Source organism: Streptomyces sp. NPDC005963 (assembly GCF_040638655.1).
Taxonomy (GTDB): domain Bacteria; phylum Actinomycetota; class Actinomycetes; order Streptomycetales; family Streptomycetaceae; genus Streptomyces.
The window spans coordinates 107,281-123,409 of sequence record NZ_JBEXVD010000010.1 but is presented as its reverse complement, the minus strand read 5'-3'; the positions used below and the strand labels follow the sequence as shown (position 1 = coordinate 123,409).

The 16,129-nt window shown below is 69.3% G+C and carries 15 protein-coding genes; 9 read left to right on the top strand and 6 right to left on the bottom strand.

All coding sequences use genetic code 11. The features are described 5' to 3' along the window. Positions 1–113 precede the first annotated feature (113 nt). The gene (rfbA, locus tag ABZ348_RS16525) at positions 114–1,004 is read left to right on the top strand and encodes a glucose-1-phosphate thymidylyltransferase RfbA (RefSeq protein WP_358933542.1); all 891 of its coding nucleotides are present in this window, start codon (positions 114–116) and stop codon (positions 1,002–1,004) included. Between the two features lie 165 nt (positions 1,005–1,169). Here rfbA and rfbB read toward each other — a convergent pair whose 3' ends face one another. Together rfbB and ABZ348_RS16515 are read right to left on the bottom strand one after the other, a co-directional pair. Beyond that, positions 1,170–2,204: a dTDP-glucose 4,6-dehydratase gene (gene rfbB / locus ABZ348_RS16520; RefSeq protein WP_358933540.1), complete on the bottom strand. Its 1,035-nt coding sequence runs from the start codon at positions 2,202–2,204 to the stop codon at positions 1,170–1,172. Between the two features lie 110 nt (positions 2,205–2,314). Continuing rightward, positions 2,315–2,749, bottom strand: coding sequence for an ester cyclase (locus ABZ348_RS16515; RefSeq protein WP_358933538.1), 435 nt, complete (start codon positions 2,747–2,749; stop codon positions 2,315–2,317). Positions 2,750–2,920: 171 nt separating this feature from the next. Between ABZ348_RS16515 and ABZ348_RS16510 the strand changes: the two genes are divergently transcribed. Both ABZ348_RS16510 and ABZ348_RS16505 read left to right on the top strand, forming a co-directional pair. Then, a complete protein-coding gene (locus ABZ348_RS16510) occupies positions 2,921–3,241 on the top strand; it encodes an antibiotic biosynthesis monooxygenase family protein (RefSeq protein WP_358933537.1) in 321 nt (106 codons plus the stop codon). 93 nt (positions 3,242–3,334) lie between these two features. Further along, positions 3,335–4,102, top strand: coding sequence for an SDR family oxidoreductase (locus ABZ348_RS16505; protein ID WP_358933535.1), 768 nt, complete (start codon positions 3,335–3,337; stop codon positions 4,100–4,102). On the opposite strand, the gene ABZ348_RS16500 is transcribed toward ABZ348_RS16505, so the two are convergent. The 3 genes from ABZ348_RS16500 to ABZ348_RS16490 all read right to left on the bottom strand — a co-directional run bounded on the left by ABZ348_RS16500 (position 4,095) and on the right by ABZ348_RS16490 (position 7,126). Further along, positions 4,095–5,408 carry an activator-dependent family glycosyltransferase gene (locus tag ABZ348_RS16500; protein ID WP_358933705.1) on the bottom strand — a complete coding sequence of 438 codons (1,314 nt, stop codon included), beginning with the start codon at positions 5,406–5,408 and terminating at the stop codon, positions 4,095–4,097. The genes ABZ348_RS16505 and ABZ348_RS16500 overlap by 8 nt on opposite strands. A gap of 97 nt (positions 5,409–5,505) precedes the next feature. Then, positions 5,506–6,462: an NAD(P)H-binding protein gene (locus ABZ348_RS16495; RefSeq protein ID WP_358933533.1), complete on the bottom strand. Its 957-nt coding sequence runs from the start codon at positions 6,460–6,462 to the stop codon at positions 5,506–5,508. 25 nt (positions 6,463–6,487) lie between these two features. Then, positions 6,488–7,126 carry a TetR/AcrR family transcriptional regulator gene (locus ABZ348_RS16490; RefSeq protein WP_358933531.1) on the bottom strand — a complete coding sequence of 213 codons (639 nt, stop codon included), beginning with the start codon at positions 7,124–7,126 and terminating at the stop codon, positions 6,488–6,490. 118 nt (positions 7,127–7,244) lie between these two features. Between ABZ348_RS16490 and ABZ348_RS16485 the strand changes: the two genes are divergently transcribed. The 6 genes from ABZ348_RS16485 to ABZ348_RS16460 all read left to right on the top strand — a co-directional run bounded on the left by ABZ348_RS16485 (position 7,245) and on the right by ABZ348_RS16460 (position 15,125). Beyond that, positions 7,245–9,074 (top strand): ABC transporter ATP-binding protein, encoded by a 1,830-nt coding sequence (locus tag ABZ348_RS16485; protein ID WP_358933529.1) that lies wholly within the window; start codon positions 7,245–7,247, stop codon positions 9,072–9,074. Positions 9,075–9,159: 85 nt separating this feature from the next. Further along, a complete protein-coding gene (locus tag ABZ348_RS16480; protein WP_358933527.1) occupies positions 9,160–10,476 on the top strand; it encodes an activator-dependent family glycosyltransferase in 1,317 nt (438 codons plus the stop codon). Then, positions 10,476–11,093 carry a dTDP-4-dehydrorhamnose 3,5-epimerase gene (rfbC, locus tag ABZ348_RS16475; RefSeq protein ID WP_358933703.1) on the top strand — a complete coding sequence of 206 codons (618 nt, stop codon included), beginning with the start codon at positions 10,476–10,478 and terminating at the stop codon, positions 11,091–11,093. Before ABZ348_RS16480 ends, rfbC begins: the two co-directional genes overlap by 1 nt. Beyond that, positions 11,090–12,559, top strand: a complete 1,470-nt coding sequence (locus ABZ348_RS16470) for an NDP-hexose 2,3-dehydratase family protein (RefSeq protein WP_358933525.1) — start codon at positions 11,090–11,092, stop codon at positions 12,557–12,559. The genes rfbC and ABZ348_RS16470 overlap by 4 nt, the downstream gene beginning before the upstream one ends. Before the next feature lie 56 nt (positions 12,560–12,615). After that, a complete protein-coding gene (locus ABZ348_RS16465; RefSeq protein WP_358933523.1) occupies positions 12,616–13,830 on the top strand; it encodes a P450-derived glycosyltransferase activator in 1,215 nt (404 codons plus the stop codon). A gap of 11 nt (positions 13,831–13,841) precedes the next feature. Next, entirely contained in the window at positions 13,842–15,125 is a 1,284-nt protein-coding gene (locus ABZ348_RS16460; RefSeq protein WP_358933521.1) for an activator-dependent family glycosyltransferase, read from the top strand. 186 nt (positions 15,126–15,311) lie between these two features. Here ABZ348_RS16460 and ABZ348_RS16455 read toward each other — a convergent pair whose 3' ends face one another. Beyond that, entirely contained in the window at positions 15,312–15,716 is a 405-nt protein-coding gene (locus tag ABZ348_RS16455) for a type II toxin-antitoxin system PemK/MazF family toxin (protein ID WP_358933519.1), read from the bottom strand. Positions 15,717–16,129 lie beyond the last annotated feature (413 nt).

Below are 16,129 nucleotides of genomic sequence, written 5' to 3'. Positions count from 1 at the left end.
TCCGTCCTCCGGGGCGGGCCGGCGCGGCTCATCGAGGAAACACACGTCCGGCCCGGCGCTCCACGCACATCGAGGAGCCGTCCGGTTCCCGGACGGTGAGGACGGGGAATCCCATGAAGGGAATCATTCTGGCCGGCGGCACCGGCAGCCGGCTGTATCCGATCACCCTGGCGGTGTCGAAGCAGCTCATCCCGGTCGGCGACAAGCCGATGATCTACTACCCGCTCTCCGTGCTGATGCTCGCCGATGTGCGGGAGATCCTGATCATCGCGACGCCCGCCGATCTGCCGCAGTTCCGCAGACTGCTCGGCGACGGTTCACAACTCGGGCTGGAGCTCAGCTATGCCGAGCAGCCCCGCCCCGGCGGGCTCGCGGAGGCGTTCATCATCGGCGCCGACCACATCGGGGACGATTCCGCGGCCCTGGTGCTGGGCGACAACATCTTCCACGGCCACCGGTTCTCGGACGTGCTCGCGGAGAACGCGCGGGACGTCGAGGGCTGTGTGCTCTTCGGCTATCCCGTCCACGACCCCCAGCGGTACGGCGTCGGCGAGGCCGACGAGCAGGGGCGGTTGGTCTCGCTGGAGGAGAAGCCGGCTCGCCCCCGCTCCAACCGGGCCATCACGGGCCTCTACTTCTATGACAACGACGTGGTCAACATCGCCAAGAACATCGGCCCCTCGCCGCGCGGCGAGTTGGAGATCACCGATGTCAATCTGGTCTATCTGCGGCGCGGCCAGGCGAAGCTGGTGGACCTCGGCCGCGGTTCCGCCTGGCTGGACACCGGCACCCCCGAGTCCCTCCAGCAGGCCACCCAGTACGTGAGCACGTTGGAGAAGCGGCAGGGGATACGGATCGCGTGCGTCGAGGAAGTGGCGTTGCGCATGGGATTCATCGATGCGGGGGCCTGCGCCGCGCTGGGTGTCGAACTGGCAGCTTCGGAGTACGGCCAGTACGTGATGGCGATCGCCGAGGAGGTCAAGAGCGCCACCGCGCGGGGGTGAGGGCCCCACCGTCAACCGTGCACGGACCGTGGGGGACGACCGTTCGCGGCCGTCCCCCACGGGTGTTCTCGCGTCCGTGATGCGGTGTGCGTGATGCGGTGTGTTTGAGGTGGTGTGCGTGCCCGGCGGGTTCCGCCCGGATCCGTTCGGGCGCACGGGCTGGGGTCAGCGGGCTCCCGGGCTTGAGGCCGGTGTTCCGGTCGCCCACTGGCCCTCGTTGACCGGCATCCGGTCGATCAGCGGCTCCCACCAGGCCCGGTTCTCGGCGTACCAACGGACGGTCTCCCGGAGCCCCTCGGTGAAGTCGGTCCGGGGTCGCCAGCCGAGTTCATCCCGCAGGGTGGTCCAATCCAGGACGTAACGGCGGTCGTGGCCGGGCCGGTCCGGGACGATGGTCTTCATGGAGGCGGGCAGTCCGAGTTCATCCAGGACCAGATCGGCGATCTGCTCGATGGACGCCTCCTGCCCGGTGCCGACGTGGTACGTCCGCCCCACCTGACCGCGCTCCAACACGGCTTCGATGGCCCGGCAGTGGTCCAGGACGTGGATCCACTCCCGACGGTTCTCCGTCTGGGCGTACAGCTGGAGGGGCTTGCCGTCCAGCGCTGACGTGGTGAAGGCCGGAATGACTTTCTCCGGGAACTGGTGCGAGCCGTAGTTGTTGGCGCAGTTGGAGATGGTGATCGGCAGGCCGAAGGTCTCGTGGTAGGCCCGGACCGCGTGGTCGGCCCCTGCCTTGCTGGCGTTGTAAGGGGTGCGCGGCCGATACGGGGAGGACTCGGTGAACAACTCCGTTGCGTCCAGGTCCAGGTCTCCGTAGACCTCACAGGTCGAGACGTGGTGGAAACGATCCACCCCCACGCGGCGTGCGGCCTCCAGCAGGGTCTGCGTCCCGAGCACGTTGGTCAGGAAGAACTGTCCTGGTTCCAGCAGCGCATAGGAGTTGTGGGACTCGGCAGCGAAGTTGACGATGACGTCCACCGCATGGGTGCGCAGTACGCGCTCCATCGCCGTGCCGTCGGTGATGCTCGCCCCTTCGAAGACGATGCGGCCCCGCACGTCGTCGAGATTGCGGAGGTTGCCCGCGTAGGTGAGCGAGTCGACGACGACGACACGGTCCCCGGGATGGGTGTCGCACCAGTGTCTGACGAAATGTGATCCGATGAATCCGGCCCCGCCGGTGATCATGAGGGTGCCCATGCGTTCCACGCTAGGAGGGCTCGTTGGTGAACGAGCCGGATCCCGCTGGAGACGGGCGGGGCCGGATCGAGCGGCCAGGACGCGACCTGGGTCGTGTCCTGGGTCGTGTCCTAGGGGCGCCAGCCGCCGCCTTCGGGCCAGGGCTCGCCGAGCTGACGCAGGGTGCCCTGGAACTCGGGCCAGTCCCGATGGTCGCGGATCTTGCCGTCAACGAAGCGGAAGAGGTGGACCTGCTCACCGGCGAACCGCCGCCCGGTGGGGGCGAAGCCGACCAGATTGCCGACGTGCCGACCGTAGAGGACGAGGTAGGCGCGGACCCACTCGCCGTTCTCCTCGATCTTGACCTCTTCCAAGTGCGCCTCGTCGGAGAAGGTCATCTTCACCCACTTGACGATCATCTGGAATCCACCCGGACCCGGGGGGATCCCGTGCTCCTGGGTGGCCGGATTGAGATAGTCCTCGTGGAGGTACTCGGCGGCGTCCGAGGCGTCCCCGGTGTTGAAGGCGTTGATGACCCTGCGTACGGCTTCGATCTGTTCGCTCATGCGTGGCACTCCCACTGGTCCGGTCGTTGACAGGCAGACAGAACGTGGCATCCACCGATCGCCGCCCCGTCGAGATCGGCTCGAATCCGTCGGGCGGGCGTTGAGCGGGCGACGAGCCCGCTGCTCCATGCTGGCGCGCAACCCAGCGACGTCTGCGAAAGGATTTCGGACATGACCGCCCAAGTGCCCGAGGCCGGAGTCACCTTCATCAACACGTTCACGCTCTCGGCCGCTCCGGAGGAGTTCGAGGAGGCGTTCTCCCGGACCGCGGAGTTCATGGCCCGGCAACCCGGCTTCGTGGAGCACACGTTGCTGCGCCACACCACGGACGGCAGCCGCTATGTGAACATCGCCCGGTGGGACGACGCCCAGTCGCTGCGACGGGCGGTCGCCCAGCCCGAGTTCCAGCCGCACGCGGCGGCGCTGCGTGCGCTCAGCACCAGCGAGCCCCATCTGTATCTGCCGCGTACGACCGTTCGCGCCGAGGGCTGACCCCTGGCGGGGAGACCGTCCTCCGCTCCGGGCCGCAGCCCGGAGCGAGGCGGAGTCGACTCCGGTTCGAGGAGGGCTCCGCACGCTGTGCCCATGTCGAAAACCGTAGAAGAAATCCAGACACCCGTCGTCGTCATCACCGGGGGCGGCACCGGGATCGGCCGGGCGACGGCACATGCGTTCGCCGCACGAGGCGCCCGGGTGCTGATCGCCGGGCGCACCCAAGCTGCCCTCGCCGAGACGGCCAAGGACCACGACACCATGCGGACGGTGGTCGCCGACCTCACCCGGCCCGACGTCGGCGAACTGGTGGTCGGGGAGGCGCTGCGGGAGTTCGGTCGGCTCGACGTGCTGGTCAACAACGCCGCCACGTCCCGGTACGGCACTCTCGGAGATCACACCCGCGAGGACGACGAGGCGCAGATCGCCACCAATCTGCTGGGCCCGATCGCGCTGACCCGGGCCGCCCTCGACGCCTTGGCGGCCAGCGGCGGCACCGTGGTCAACGTCGGCTCCTCCGGGGCGGTGGGGTCGCGCGCCTGGCCCGGCGCCGGAGTGTTCGGTGCAAGCAAGGCCGGCCTGGACTTCCTCACCCGAACCTGGGCGGTCGAGTTGGCGCCCCGCGGGATCCGGGTCGTCGGCATCGCCCCGGGCGTCGTCAACAGCGGCATCGGTCTGCGGATGGGCATGTCGCCCGAACAGTACGAGGGGTTTCTGGCGCAGATGGCGGGGCAGTCACCGGCGGGGCGCGTCGGCACCCCGGAGGAGATCGCCTGGTGGATCACCGAACTGACGCGCCCCGAGGCCCACTACGCAAACGGCACGGTCATCCCCGTGGACGGTGGGCTCTCGCTCACCTGACGCGGGTCACAGCCCCCTGTCGATGGTGTGCGGTGAGCCCCTCCAAGGTGGGCACGATGTCGGCGGGCGCCGGGGTCGCCCGGATCTCCTGCTGGTACCGGGCGGCCCGTCGGGCGTAGGAGGGGTCGTTGAGGATCCGGCTCAGGAGGTCGCGCAGTTCTGCGGCGGTGAACTGGTCGGGGTCCTCGACCCGCAGTCCCGCCCCTGCCTCGGTCAGGAGTTCCGCCTTGCGCACGGTGTCCCAGAGCATGGCCGGAACGATGATCTGCGGTACGCCATGGGCGAGTGCGGTCTTGAAGGAGCCCGATCCGCCGTGGTGGATGATGGCGGCGCAGCTGGGCAGCAGGGCGTCCAGGGGGACGAAGTCCACCGCCCGTACATTGGGCGGCAGTTCGCCGAGGGCGGCGCGTTGGCGTGCGTTCAAGGTGGCGACGACCTCGATGTCGAGTTCGGCGGTCGCCGTGATGATCTCCTGGAGGGACGCGCGGTCCTTGCCGAACACCTCCTGTTGGGAGACGCCCATGGTGACGCAGACCCGTGGACGGCTCGGCTTCTCGCGGATCCACGCCGGAATCGTCGACGGCCCGTTGTAGGGGACGTAGCGGACCGGGACCCGGGTGGTGGCGGTGGGCAGGGCCATGGAGGTGGGTACCGGGTCGATCGTCCACTGCCCCAGGACCGTGTCCTCGCTGAACTCGCGGTCGTAGTCCCCGAGCGTCCAGTTCAGCCACTCGGCCATCGGATCGTCCCGCAGTGCGGGGTGCCGCCTGGCCAGCGCGGCCAGATGGTGCTGCCGCATCCAGCCCACCAGGTCGAGTCCGAAGAGCAACCGGGCGTGGGCGGCCCCCGACGCCTTCGCGGCGACCGGTCCCGCATAGGTCATCGTGTCCCAGACGACCAGGTCGGGCTTCCACCAGCGGGCGAAGTCGACCATGTCGTCCATCATCAGCGAGGAGAGGGAGTGGAAGATCAGGGGCCCGTAGGCGGCGAAGACCCCCTGTGCGTAGTCGTCGGTGATCCGCTCCAGTGAGGTCTCGCCGATGTCCAGCAGCTCGGGCCAGGTGTTCATGTCGACGCCGTGGGGGTCGTCGGGTCCGGGGGCCAGATCCTCGAAGATCATGTCCTCGGCCAGATTGAGCGGCTCGCCGACGCCCACGGCGGTCAGCCCGGTGGCCTGGATGTCTTCGACCAGATCGGGCTGGCTCGCCACCAGGACGTCATGCCCGGCCGCCCGCAACGCCCAGGCGAGCGGCACGAAGGCGTACATGTGTGACCTGGTGGCGAACGCCGTGAACAGGACCCGCATCCCCAACTCCTCAGCCGGTGAGACTCGTTCGCTCACGGTAGGAGGGCGGGGATGCAAGCCGCTCGCATCGCGCTCGACACCCACCGCCCCGAGGAGGTCAGCGGAAGTCGTCCACGTGGTCGCGGGCCCACTCGGCATAGGTGCGGGCCGGTCCACCGGTGATGTCGGTGCAGGTGAGCCAGGAGATGTCCGGCTCCTCCCACGTCTGCTCCTCCGCCTCGCCGTCCGCCGACTGCTCGCCGTGCTGCTGATCCGCACCGACCAGGTGGTCCGCGCCCTCCTGTTGGTCCGCGCCGGCCGCTGCCTCACCCGGGTCGGTCGTCGCCCCCGAGTAGTCCTCGAAGCCGAAGAGGAAGTCGGCGTTCTCCGCGGCCCAACCGCCTTGGGCCCGGTAGAACTCCCTGGCCTCATCGGGCTCGACCTCGTCCACGCGCAGCGGCGCGTCGATGGCAGCGGCGATCGCGGCGATCTGGTCGCGGTGGGTCAGCGCCTCGGGTCCTGCGAGGTCGTACGCCTTGCCGGCGTGCCGGTCGTCCATCAGGGCGGCTGCGGCCACGTCCGCGATGTCGGCCTCGTGGATGGGGGTGCCGGGAGTGTCGAGGTCGACGTCCACCACACGGCGCTCCGCCTTGATGGAAGGGGCCCAGAGGTAGAGGGAGTTGACCGCGAACTCACCGGGCCGCACATGGGTCCACTCCAGCCCGGAACGCTCGACGGCCTGCTCGACCGGGTAGTGGTACTCGGTGTCGTAGCCCGCGGTGACGGCCGCGGACGAGAGGACCACGATCCGGCGCACCCCTGCCTTCACCGCCAGGGCCACCACCTCGTCGACGGCTTCCCCGACCGGGAAGAGCAGCATGGTCCGCACGCCTTCCAAGGCGGGCGGCAGGGTCTCGGGGCGTGTGAGGTCGCCTTCGAAGACGCGGACCTCGGGGGGCAGTGCGGCGGCCCCCGGGCGGCGGGTCAGCGCGCGGACGTCCTGCCCTGCCGCGACGAGCCGTCCGACCACATGCCGACCGACGTTTCCTGTCGCACCGGCCACCAGTATTGCCATAACGTCGTGCTTCCTCTCGATGGGCTCACTGTTCGCGGATTCCGTTCTCCAACATGCGGACCACCGCGGTGGTGACACCGTGGCGCGGCAGGGTGCCGCGGCTCGCGGCCTCACAGCCGGTGTAGACCAGGGCCCAGATCACGTCCTGCACCCAGTCGACGTCGAGGCTCGGATCGAAGGCGCCCTCGGACTGACCGCGCCTGATCAGGTCGACGACCATCGAGGAGACCGAGTCCGGAGCGGTGTCGGACTCGGCCCCTTCTCCTGACTCCCCCGGGTCCCCCACGTCGCCCGTGCCGCCCCCGCCGTCGTGCGCTGCGAAGTCCTCCAGGACGCGCGAGTCGCCGTAGAGGAAGAGCATCCGACCTCCGGTGTCGACGATGGCCGCGATGAGGCGGCGCATCGCCTCCAACGCCGTGCCCTGGTCGACCGCCGCGTCCTGGATGGACTGCTGGATCACCAGATACGAGTCGGCCACTGCGGCGTGGATCAGCACGTCCCGGTCGGGAAAGTAGCGGTGCAGCGTGCTGCGCCCGACCTGGGCCGCCTTGGCGATGTCGGCGAGCGTGGCGGTCCTGTCCCGGGCGAGCACTTCGGCAGCTGCGCCCAAGATGGCGCGGCGCGTACGGTTCCGCGTTCCGGACTCCCCGGCGATGTCACTCACGTACCCAAAGGTAGCAGACAACTCCCATAGAGGATTGAGCACATGCTAACTTGGGACATTGGTGTCCCATTTCAATGAGGGACTTCCCCACTGCCGCTCCCCATGAAAGGCCCTTCTCGTGACCGAACCGGATGTCTCCGAGACCGAGGCACCGCCGCCGCTGCGCTGGGCCAACCTCCGAGTGCTCTGGTCGTTCGTCCATCCCCACCGCTGGACCCTGCTCGTCGCCTTCGTCCTCACCACGCTCACCACGGCCGCGATGCTCACCACGCCGATGGCCACCAAGTGGATCCTCGACGGGCTCGCCGAGTCGAAGCCGATCGCCGGGGCGATCTGGCTGCTCGTGGGGCTGCTGGTGGTGGGCGCCGTGGTGGGCTTGTTCCAAGCGGTCCTGCTCGGCAAGCTCGCCGAACAGATCGTGCTCGATGCGCGCACCTCCATGGTGAAGAGGCTGTTGCACGCACCCCTGGGAGTCCTCAGCCGGCGTTCGTCGGGCGAGTTGATCACCCGGGTCACCTCGGACACGGTGCTGCTGCGCGAAGCGGCGGCCTCCACCGCGCTGGAGTTCTTCGGCGCGGTCATCACCATCGTCGGCGCCCTGGTGCTGATGGCCTCCCTCGACTGGGTGCTGCTGTTGGTGATGCTGGGCACGCTGGTGGTCATGGCCATCGCCATCGGTCTGCTGATGCCCCCACTCGCCCGGGCCCAGGAGCGTGCGCAGGCCGCGATCGGGCGGCTCGGCGGGGTGCTCGAAGGCGCGCTGCGGGCGATCCGCACCGTCAAGGCGAGCCGCGGTGAGGGCCGGGAGGGCGAGCGGATACTCGTCGAGGCCCGTGAGTCCGCGCGTCAGCGCGTACGCGCGATCCGCATCGAATCGCTGACCTGGACGCTCGCGGGCGTCGGCTTCGAAGGCGCGATCCTGATGATCCTCTCGGTGGGGGCCTGGCGGGTCAGCGAGGGGACGCTACCGGTCTCCGGGCTGGTCGCCTTCCTGCTGTACGCGTTCTGGATCGTGGAGCCGGTGACCCAGCTGACCCAGACCGTCTCGCTCCTCCAATCCGGTCTGGTGGCAGCCGCGCGCATCAAGGAGATCCAGGACCTGCCGGAGGAGCGGCGCCCCGCCGTCATTCCGGCGGCGGACGAAGCCGTACCGACGCCGGAGCGGGCACCGGCCTCCCCCGTCCTCTCGTTCCACGACGTCGTCGCCCGGTACGGACCGGACGCCGGCACCGCCCTGAACGGTGTCTCCCTCGGCATCGCCCGCCGCGGCCACACCGCTGTGGTCGGCCCGTCCGGCGCGGGAAAGACCACGATGTTCTCGCTGATGCTGCGCTTCCTGCACCCGACCGAGGGCACGGTCCGCCTCGACGGCGTCCCGCTCGACCACTACGACCTCGACGAACTGCGCAGGCGGATCGTCTACGTCGAGCAGGACACCCCCCTGGTCCCCGGCACCCTGCGGGAGAACCTGCTCTACAACCACCAGGAGGCCAGCGAGGACGACCTCTGGTCGGTGCTGCGGGCCGTACGGCTCGACGAGCGGGTGCGGGAACTGGAAGAGGGCCTCGACACCACCCTGTCGGATACCGAGATCTCCGGTGGGGAGCGACAGCGCATCGCCCTGGCGCGGGCCCTGGTGGGCGAGCCGGAGATCCTGCTCCTGGACGAGGCGACCGCGCAGTTGGACGGCCTCACCGAGTCGGCGATCCACGACGCCATCGTCAGGGTCGCCGAGCGGGGAGCGGTGGTCACCATCGCGCACCGGCTGTCCACGGTGGTGGAGGCCGACAAGATCATGGTGATGGAGAACGGCCTCTGCCGCGCCTCCGGCACCCATGACGAACTGCTCGCGTCCGACGACCTCTACCGGGATCTGGTCGCGGCGCTGAGGATCGCGACGGTCAGTCGGCAGCACCGGCAGCTCCAGGAGGACGGCGTGGGCGTCTGACCACAGGGCCGGCCGTCCAGCCGTCGTTGAGCGGGTTGCGAGGCAGGTGACCCACGCTTCGGGGCGAAAGAAGAGGAGAGTCTTGATGCGGGTCCTGTTCACGACCTTCGCCGCGACGTCACACCTGCACATCCAGATCCCACTGGCGTGGGCGTTGCGGTCGGCGGGCCATGACGTCTGCGTCGCCAGCCAGCCGGATCTCGTGGAGTACATCAGTCACACGGGTCTCACCGGTGTCGCCGTCGGTGAGGAGCTGCGCCTGGACGAGCAGATGGACGGCATGACCCGGGAGCGGAACGAATCCGACGCTCCCCGTGCCGCCGAGGACCTCGACTTCGTCAATCTCACGGATCTGTCCGGGACGCGTCCGGAGCGACTGACCCACGACTATCTCCACGATGCGTTCGAGGCGCTGACGGCCTACGTCTATCCGAGCCTGTCACCGCCGTCCATGATCGACGACCTGGTGGCCTTCGCCCGCTCCTGGCGCCCCGACCTGGTCATCTGGGACTGCCAGACCTTCGCGGGACCGGTCGCCGCCATGGCCACGGGCGCGGCGCACGCCCGGCTGCTGTTCAGCCTCGACCTCATCGGGCGCAGCCACGCGACGTATCGGAGGACGCTCCTGGACCGGCCGGTCCAGGAGCGTCACGACCCGCTGGAGCACTGGCTCAGCCGAACCCTGGAGCGCCACTCCGTGGCGTACTCCGACGAGGCCGTGACGGGGCAGTGGACCATCGACCCCATCCCGGCCTCGATGCGCGGGCCGGTCGGCGGCAACCATGTGCCCGTCCGCTACGTACCGTACGGCGGGGCTTCCTCGATCCCCTCCTGGCTGTACGGGCCGGTGAAACGACCGCGCGTCTGTGTGACGCTCGGACACACCGGACGGGACGTGCTGGGCGATGAACCCGCGCCGGTCGCCGAACTGCTGGAGGCGGTGGCCGACCTCGACATCGAGGTGATCGCCACCCTGAGCGCCTCCCAGCTCCCGCCGGGGGCGCGCGTTCCGGACAACGTCCGGGTGGTGGACCACGTCCCGTTGGACGCCTTGCTGCCGACCTGTGCGGCGGTCGTGCACCACGGTGGCGCGGGCACCTTGCAGACCGCGCAGCTCCATGGTGTACCGCAGATCATCTTTCCGGCCGCCCTGTGGGACGGCGCCGCCAAGCGGAGCCATCTGGAGACCAGCGGCTCGGGACTCGCGGTCCCCGACGACGTACCGCAGACCGCCGACTCTCTGCGCGCGCTGCTGACCCGGGTGCTGGACGATCCGTCGTTCGCCCGTGCCGCGGCCGGGGTGCGCAGGGAGATGCTCGCCATGCCCGTGCCCCGGGACATCGTGCCCACCCTCGAACGTCTGACGGACGAACACCGTTCACAGCCTCATCGGAGCGAATGATGACGATCACCATGCAGTCGCGCGCCCTCAGCGTCGAGGGGGGATTCGAGTTCCAGGCCCGGGTCTTCGGCGATGACCGCGGCATCTTCGTGTCGCCCTATCAGGAGGCTGCTTTCGTCGCGGCCACCGGACACAAGTTGTTCCCGGTCGCCCAGACCAATCACAGCAGGTCGCGCCGTGGTGTGGTGCGCGGACTGCACTACACCGTCACTCCGCCGGGCATGGCCAAGTACGTCTACTGCGCCCGGGGCAGGACCCTCGACATCATCCTGGACATCAGGGTGGGTTCCCCCACGTTCGGCCGCTGGGACAGTGCGCTGCTCGACCAGGAGGACTTCCGGGCGGTGTACCTCCCGGTCGGGATGGCCCACGGCTTCATCGCCCTGGAGGACGACACGGTGGTGTCGTACATGCTCTCCGGCGAGTACGTGCCGGAGAACGAGGCGGCGCTGTCGGTGCTCGATCCGACCCTCGGACTGCCCCTTCCGACGGACGTGGCCCCGATCCTCTCCGAACGCGACCGGGTCGCCCCCACCTTGGAGGAGGCCCGGGCCGCGGGTCTGCTGCCCGACTACCAGACCTGTCTGAAGATCGACCGGGCGCTGAGGTCAGCATGACGGCGCTCACCGCTGCGGGTCGACTGACGGCGGCGGACGGCGGCTTCGAAGACCTGGAAGACCTCGGGGACCTCACCCTGCGGCTCGGCGAGTCGGTACGGGAACGCGGCCGAGGCGGCGGGCCGCTGACCGGATTCCGGCAGTGGTTCGAGGAGTTCGGAGCACGCGCCTACACCCAAGTGCGCCCCGCGCCGCTGGCGGAGTTGGAGGGCTGGCGCCAGGATGCCGACACGGGCAACCTCCACCACCACAGCGGAGGGTTCTTCAGTGTGGAGGGGCTCTCGATCCATCGCCCCCAGGGGCCGGTGCCGTACTGGACGCAGCCGGTCATCCATCAGCCGGAGATCGGTGTGCTGGGCCTGCTGGTGAAGGAGTACGACGGAGTGCTCCGCGCCCTGGTGCAGGCCAAGGTCGAGCCGGGCAATCGCAACGGGCTACAACTCGCCCCCACCGTCCAGGCGACCCGGAGCAACTACCTCCGGGTCCACCAGGGCCGGGCCGTACCGTACTTGGAGTTCTTCCGCGAGCCGTGGCGGCACCGGCAGATAGCCGATGTGCGCCAGTCCGAACAAGGTTCCTGGTTCTACCGCAAGCGGAACCGCAACATGGTGGTGGAGGCGGTCGGGGAGGTTCCACTCCTGGACGGCTTCGTCTGGCTCACCATCGGAGAGATCCAGGAACTGCTGGCCGTCGAGGACACCGTGAACATGGATCTGCGTTCGGTGCTCTCCAGTCTGCCGTTGGCAGGGCCCGGGCTCGACACCGTGCTGCGGTCCGACGGCAGCGGCTTCCGGGGTGCGCTGGTCCGTTCCTGTGCGGCGGCATCGGGCAGTCGGCACTCGACCGGCGAGCTGCTGCACTGGATGACCGAGGTGCGCACCCGGACCGAGGTGACCGCCCGGCTCCAACCACTGGACCGGCTGACGGGCTGGCAGCGCACGTCCGAGCGGATCTCCCACGAGAGCGGTGAGTTCTTCTCGGTCATCGGCGTGGACGTGACCGCGGGCGGCCGGGAAGTGGCGCACTGGTCCCAGCCCATGATCCAGCAGCACGGCCTGGGCGTGATCGCCCTGCTCGTCGCCGACATCGGCGGTGTGCTGCACGCCCTGATGCACGCCCGGGTGGAGCCCGGGTTCCTGGACGTCGTCGAACTCGCACCGACCGTCCAGTGCATCCCCGACAGTCTCGCGGCACTGCCCGCAGCGGCCCGCCCGGAGTTCCTGGACACCGTCCTGTCCGCAGCCCCAGAACAGATCCGGTACGACACGGTGCTGTCGGAGGAGGGCGGACGCTTCTACCACGCACTCAACCGGTACCAGATCGTGGAGGTGGCTCCGACCAAAATCGAGCACCCCGACTATCGCTGGACCGCCGTCCACCAACTCACCGAGCTCCTGCGGCACAGCCACTACCTCAACATCCAGGCGCGCAGTCTGGTGGCGTGTCTGCACAGCCTGCTGGCCTGAGGAAAGGACAGCGAGAGTCGAGAGAAGCTAGAGGGCCCCGGCTTAATTTCGACCGCATGATTTCCACCAAGACCGACAGTGAGCTGGGCTCCCTGCTGATGTCGCTCCGGGGCATGCAGTGGATCTACGGCATCAAGGACGACCCGTACGCCCTGCTGCTGAGGGCCGAGAGCGATGACCCGCACGATCTCGGTCGGCACGCCCGCGCACACGGCGAGGTGATGTGGAGCATGGCCGACGCATGGGTGACCGCGAGCTACGGAACCGCCGCCGCACTGCTGCGGGACCCCCGGTTCGGCGTCCGCTACCCGGTGCCGGCCGACGGATCGGACGGCGAACCGACCTACGAGTGGCAACTCCCGGCCCTGCACAAGGTCCTGCCGCTCGACGAGGTGTACCTGGCACAGGAGCGGGACGAGTACCGGAAGCTAAGCGCACTGGCCCGGACCGCGGTCGGCACCGACTTCGCGGCCGGGGTCGCCGAACGGTGCAAGGAGGTGCTGGGCCGGCAGGACGGTGCGTTCGACTTCATGACCGAGGTCGCGCACCCGGTCGCGGCGACCGCCGTGGCGGCGCTGCTCGGTGTCCCGTCCGCCGAACGGGAGCACTTCGTACAGCTGTGCGTGGACACCGCACCCGCGTTGGACGCGACGGTCTGTCCGCCGCGGACCCCCACGGCCCGGGCGTTGATCACCGCGGTCGAACACGTCGGCGCCCTGCTCGACGCCGCGGGCGAGGGGTCCGGCGCGGACGACCGGGCGGTCGCTGGGCTGTTCGCCGTCGCCGGGGTGCAGATGGCCGCCAACACCGCGGCCCGGACCGTGGCCCTCCTTCTGGACCACCCCGAGTCCTGGGCCCGGGTCCAGCAGGAACCGGGCCGCGCTTCGGACGCCGTCCAGGAGGCGCTGCGCCATTCCCCGCCGGTGCGGATGCTGAAGCTGTTCGCCTACGAGGACGTGGAGCTGGGCGGGCAGCCCATCGAGGCGGGCCACGATGTAGTGGTACTGGTGGAGGCGGCGCAACGCGACCCGGAAGCCTTCCCCGACCCGGATCGCTTCGACCTCGACCGCCCCGCCGGAACTCCGCTGCTGGCCTTCACCGACGAACTCTTCACGGGCCCGCTGGAGCCGTTGGTGAGGCCGCTGGCGACGGCCGTCGTGGCGACCACCGTCGCCCAACTGCCCGCGCTGCGCCGGACGGGCCCCGAACTGCGCCGACTGCGCTCCCCCATGACCGGCGGAGTGCTGCACCTTCCCGTTTCCCCCTGCTGAAGGGTCGAGCCATGCGCGTACTGATGACCTCCTTCGCGGAGCAGAGCCACTTCAGCGGTTCGGTGCCACTGGCCTGGGCGCTGCGGACCGCAGGACACGAGGTGCGGGTCGCCTCACAGCCCGCACTCACTCCCGCCATCACCGGCGCGGGATTGACCGCGGTTCCGGTGGGCGAGGACCCGGCGCTGCACACGGTGCTCGGTGCGGTGGGCGGCCCCATGATGGCCCTGCACGACCGCCCCGACTATCTGGAGAAACGTCACGAGCAGCTCAGTCGGGACTTCCTGATGAGCCATGAGACCGTGATGACCTCGCTCTTCTACTCCTGGATCAACAACGAGTCGATGGTGGACGAGTTGGTGGCCTTCGCCCGCGAGTGGCGGCCCGACCTCGTGATCTGGGAGCCGTTCACCTTCGCCGGGGCGGTGGCGGCACGCGCCAGCGGCGCGGCCCACGCCCGGCTGCTCTCCTTCCCGGACATGTTCATGAGCACGCGTCGACTGCTGCGGGAGCACTGGGAGCAGGGGCCCGGGACGGAACACGACGACGCCCTGGGCGAGTGGTTGACCCTGACGCTGGAGCGCCACGGCTGCTCGTTCGACGAGGAGATCGTCACGGGCCAGTGGTCGATCGACCAGATGCCGCCGAGCGTACGTCTGTCACTGGGGCAACCCCTGGTGCCCATGCGGTACGTCCCGCACAACGGGCAGGTGCCGACCGTGGTTCCGCCGTGGCTGCGGTCGGCTCCCACCCGGCCCCGGATCTGTGTGACGGCGGGCATGACCACCCGCAACACCGGAGCGCCCAGCACCATCCTGGTGGACGACGTCTTCGAGGCGGTCTCCGGACTGGACGCCGAGGTGGTCGCCACGGTGGATCCCGCCGAGCGGGAGCTGATCTCCTCGGTGCCGGACAACGTCCGACTGGTCGACCATGTGCCGCTGGACGTTCTGCTGCCGACCTGCGCGGCGATCGTGCACCACGGCGGCGCCGGTACCTGGGCGACCGCAGCGGCCTGCGGGGTGCCGCAGATCTCGCTGGGTCGGGTGTGGGACGCGGTGTACCGGTCGCAGCGGCTCGCCGAGTTGGGGGCCGGACTGTTCCTGCCGGCGGGCGGGGTGTCGGCGGAGAGCCTGCGTTCCGGCCTGCTGCGGCTGCTGAAGGAGCCGGAGTTCCGGCTTCGCGCACAGGAGTTGCAGGCGGAGGTGAATGCCGCGCCGCACCCCAACGAGGTGGTCGGCGTACTGGAACGACTCACCGCACGGCACCGCAGCCGTACCGCCGCGCCCGCGTGACACGGCACCGGCCGCCGCCCCTCGAGGAGGCGGCGGTCACCGTACGGCTCGTGGCAGATGGTGGCGTTCTTCTACTCGAGCCGTAGATCGTGATCTTGCGGGTAGTGCCCCGGAGGGGTGGATGGGCCACCGTTGACCATCTCGACGAGATCGGCCGGACTGTCAGGGAGGCCCTTCTTTCCGCGGCTACGTGAGCTCGCTGGGACGGAGGGCGTCCCTGATGTCGTTGAGCCTCTCAGCCGTGGCTGGGGTCCACTCCTCCTCCTGTTCACTGAGACGGAGCGCATCCTCAATCGCACTGAGCTTCGCGGAGGACAGGACGCCCGCTTGCCCGATCAGGTCATCCCGGGACAGTGTGGTCAACCAGGTGCACGGGGTGAAGCCCGGATGCGAGAAGCCGAACCGCAGCACGCCTTCGAAGGGCAGTCCTTCCGCAGCTCCCACTGCCACCTCGACTGCCAACCCGCTGATGTCGACGCCAGCCGGCGTGACGACCTGCATCGCCCGAAACCCGTGCGCCTCGTCTCCCGACAGGAGTACGACCGGCCGCCGCTCGTCGAACTCGACCCACCAGACTTCGCCGCGTTGCACATGTCCTCCTGGCCCGGGACTGCGGGCGGACCCCGCACGCTCGCGACCGAAGCACGGAAGTAGTGGAGCCCCGTCTCCGGACGCCTTGGCTGTTTGAGGGACTCTAATCTGCGTCGCCAGGCCGGCCGCCACCACTCTGGCCAACGACGGTCCCGTCCCACCCCCGCCGGCGGGGCGGGGGGTGGGCCGCCTGACGCTTCCGCAGCGTCCTACGTGTGCGTCGTTCGAACCCGCCCGCATATCGACCCGCGCGTCAGCGTCATTGTCGAGGGTGCTCACCCGGGCTTCGAGCCTCCGCCGCGACCCATGTGCCTCTGGATGACGAACTCGCCGAGCTTTACGTTTCCGTGAGAGATCCTTTGGCGGACAATGAACAAGTCTCGGCCCGCTTCTGGCCACATGAGGTCTCTTCT

What these genes read in the sequence shown, in the direction of transcription:
- rfbB (WP_358933540.1), bottom strand. Translation starts at nt 2,204, where the DNA reads ATGGGCACCCTCATGATCACCGGCGGGGCCGGATTCATCGGATCACAT.
- ABZ348_RS16460 (WP_358933521.1), top strand. Translation starts at nt 13,842, where the DNA reads ATGCGCGTACTGATGACCTCCTTCGCGGAGCAGAGCCACTTCAGCGGT.
- rfbC (WP_358933703.1), top strand. Translation starts at nt 10,476, where the DNA reads ATGACGATCACCATGCAGTCGCGCGCCCTCAGCGTCGAGGGGGGATTC.
- ABZ348_RS16465 (WP_358933523.1), top strand. Translation starts at nt 12,616, where the DNA reads ATGATTTCCACCAAGACCGACAGTGAGCTGGGCTCCCTGCTGATGTCG.
- ABZ348_RS16505 (WP_358933535.1), top strand. Translation starts at nt 3,335, where the DNA reads ATGTCGAAAACCGTAGAAGAAATCCAGACACCCGTCGTCGTCATCACC.
- ABZ348_RS16515 (WP_358933538.1), bottom strand. Translation starts at nt 2,749, where the DNA reads ATGAGCGAACAGATCGAAGCCGTACGCAGGGTCATCAACGCCTTCAAC.
- ABZ348_RS16510 (WP_358933537.1), top strand. Translation starts at nt 2,921, where the DNA reads ATGACCGCCCAAGTGCCCGAGGCCGGAGTCACCTTCATCAACACGTTC.
- ABZ348_RS16480 (WP_358933527.1), top strand. Translation starts at nt 9,160, where the DNA reads ATGCGGGTCCTGTTCACGACCTTCGCCGCGACGTCACACCTGCACATC.
- ABZ348_RS16500 (WP_358933705.1), bottom strand. Translation starts at nt 5,408, where the DNA reads ATGCGGGTCCTGTTCACGGCGTTCGCCACCAGGTCACACATGTACGCC.
- ABZ348_RS16495 (WP_358933533.1), bottom strand. Translation starts at nt 6,462, where the DNA reads ATGGCAATACTGGTGGCCGGTGCGACAGGAAACGTCGGTCGGCATGTG.
- rfbA (WP_358933542.1), top strand. Translation starts at nt 114, where the DNA reads ATGAAGGGAATCATTCTGGCCGGCGGCACCGGCAGCCGGCTGTATCCG.
- ABZ348_RS16470 (WP_358933525.1), top strand. Translation starts at nt 11,090, where the DNA reads ATGACGGCGCTCACCGCTGCGGGTCGACTGACGGCGGCGGACGGCGGC.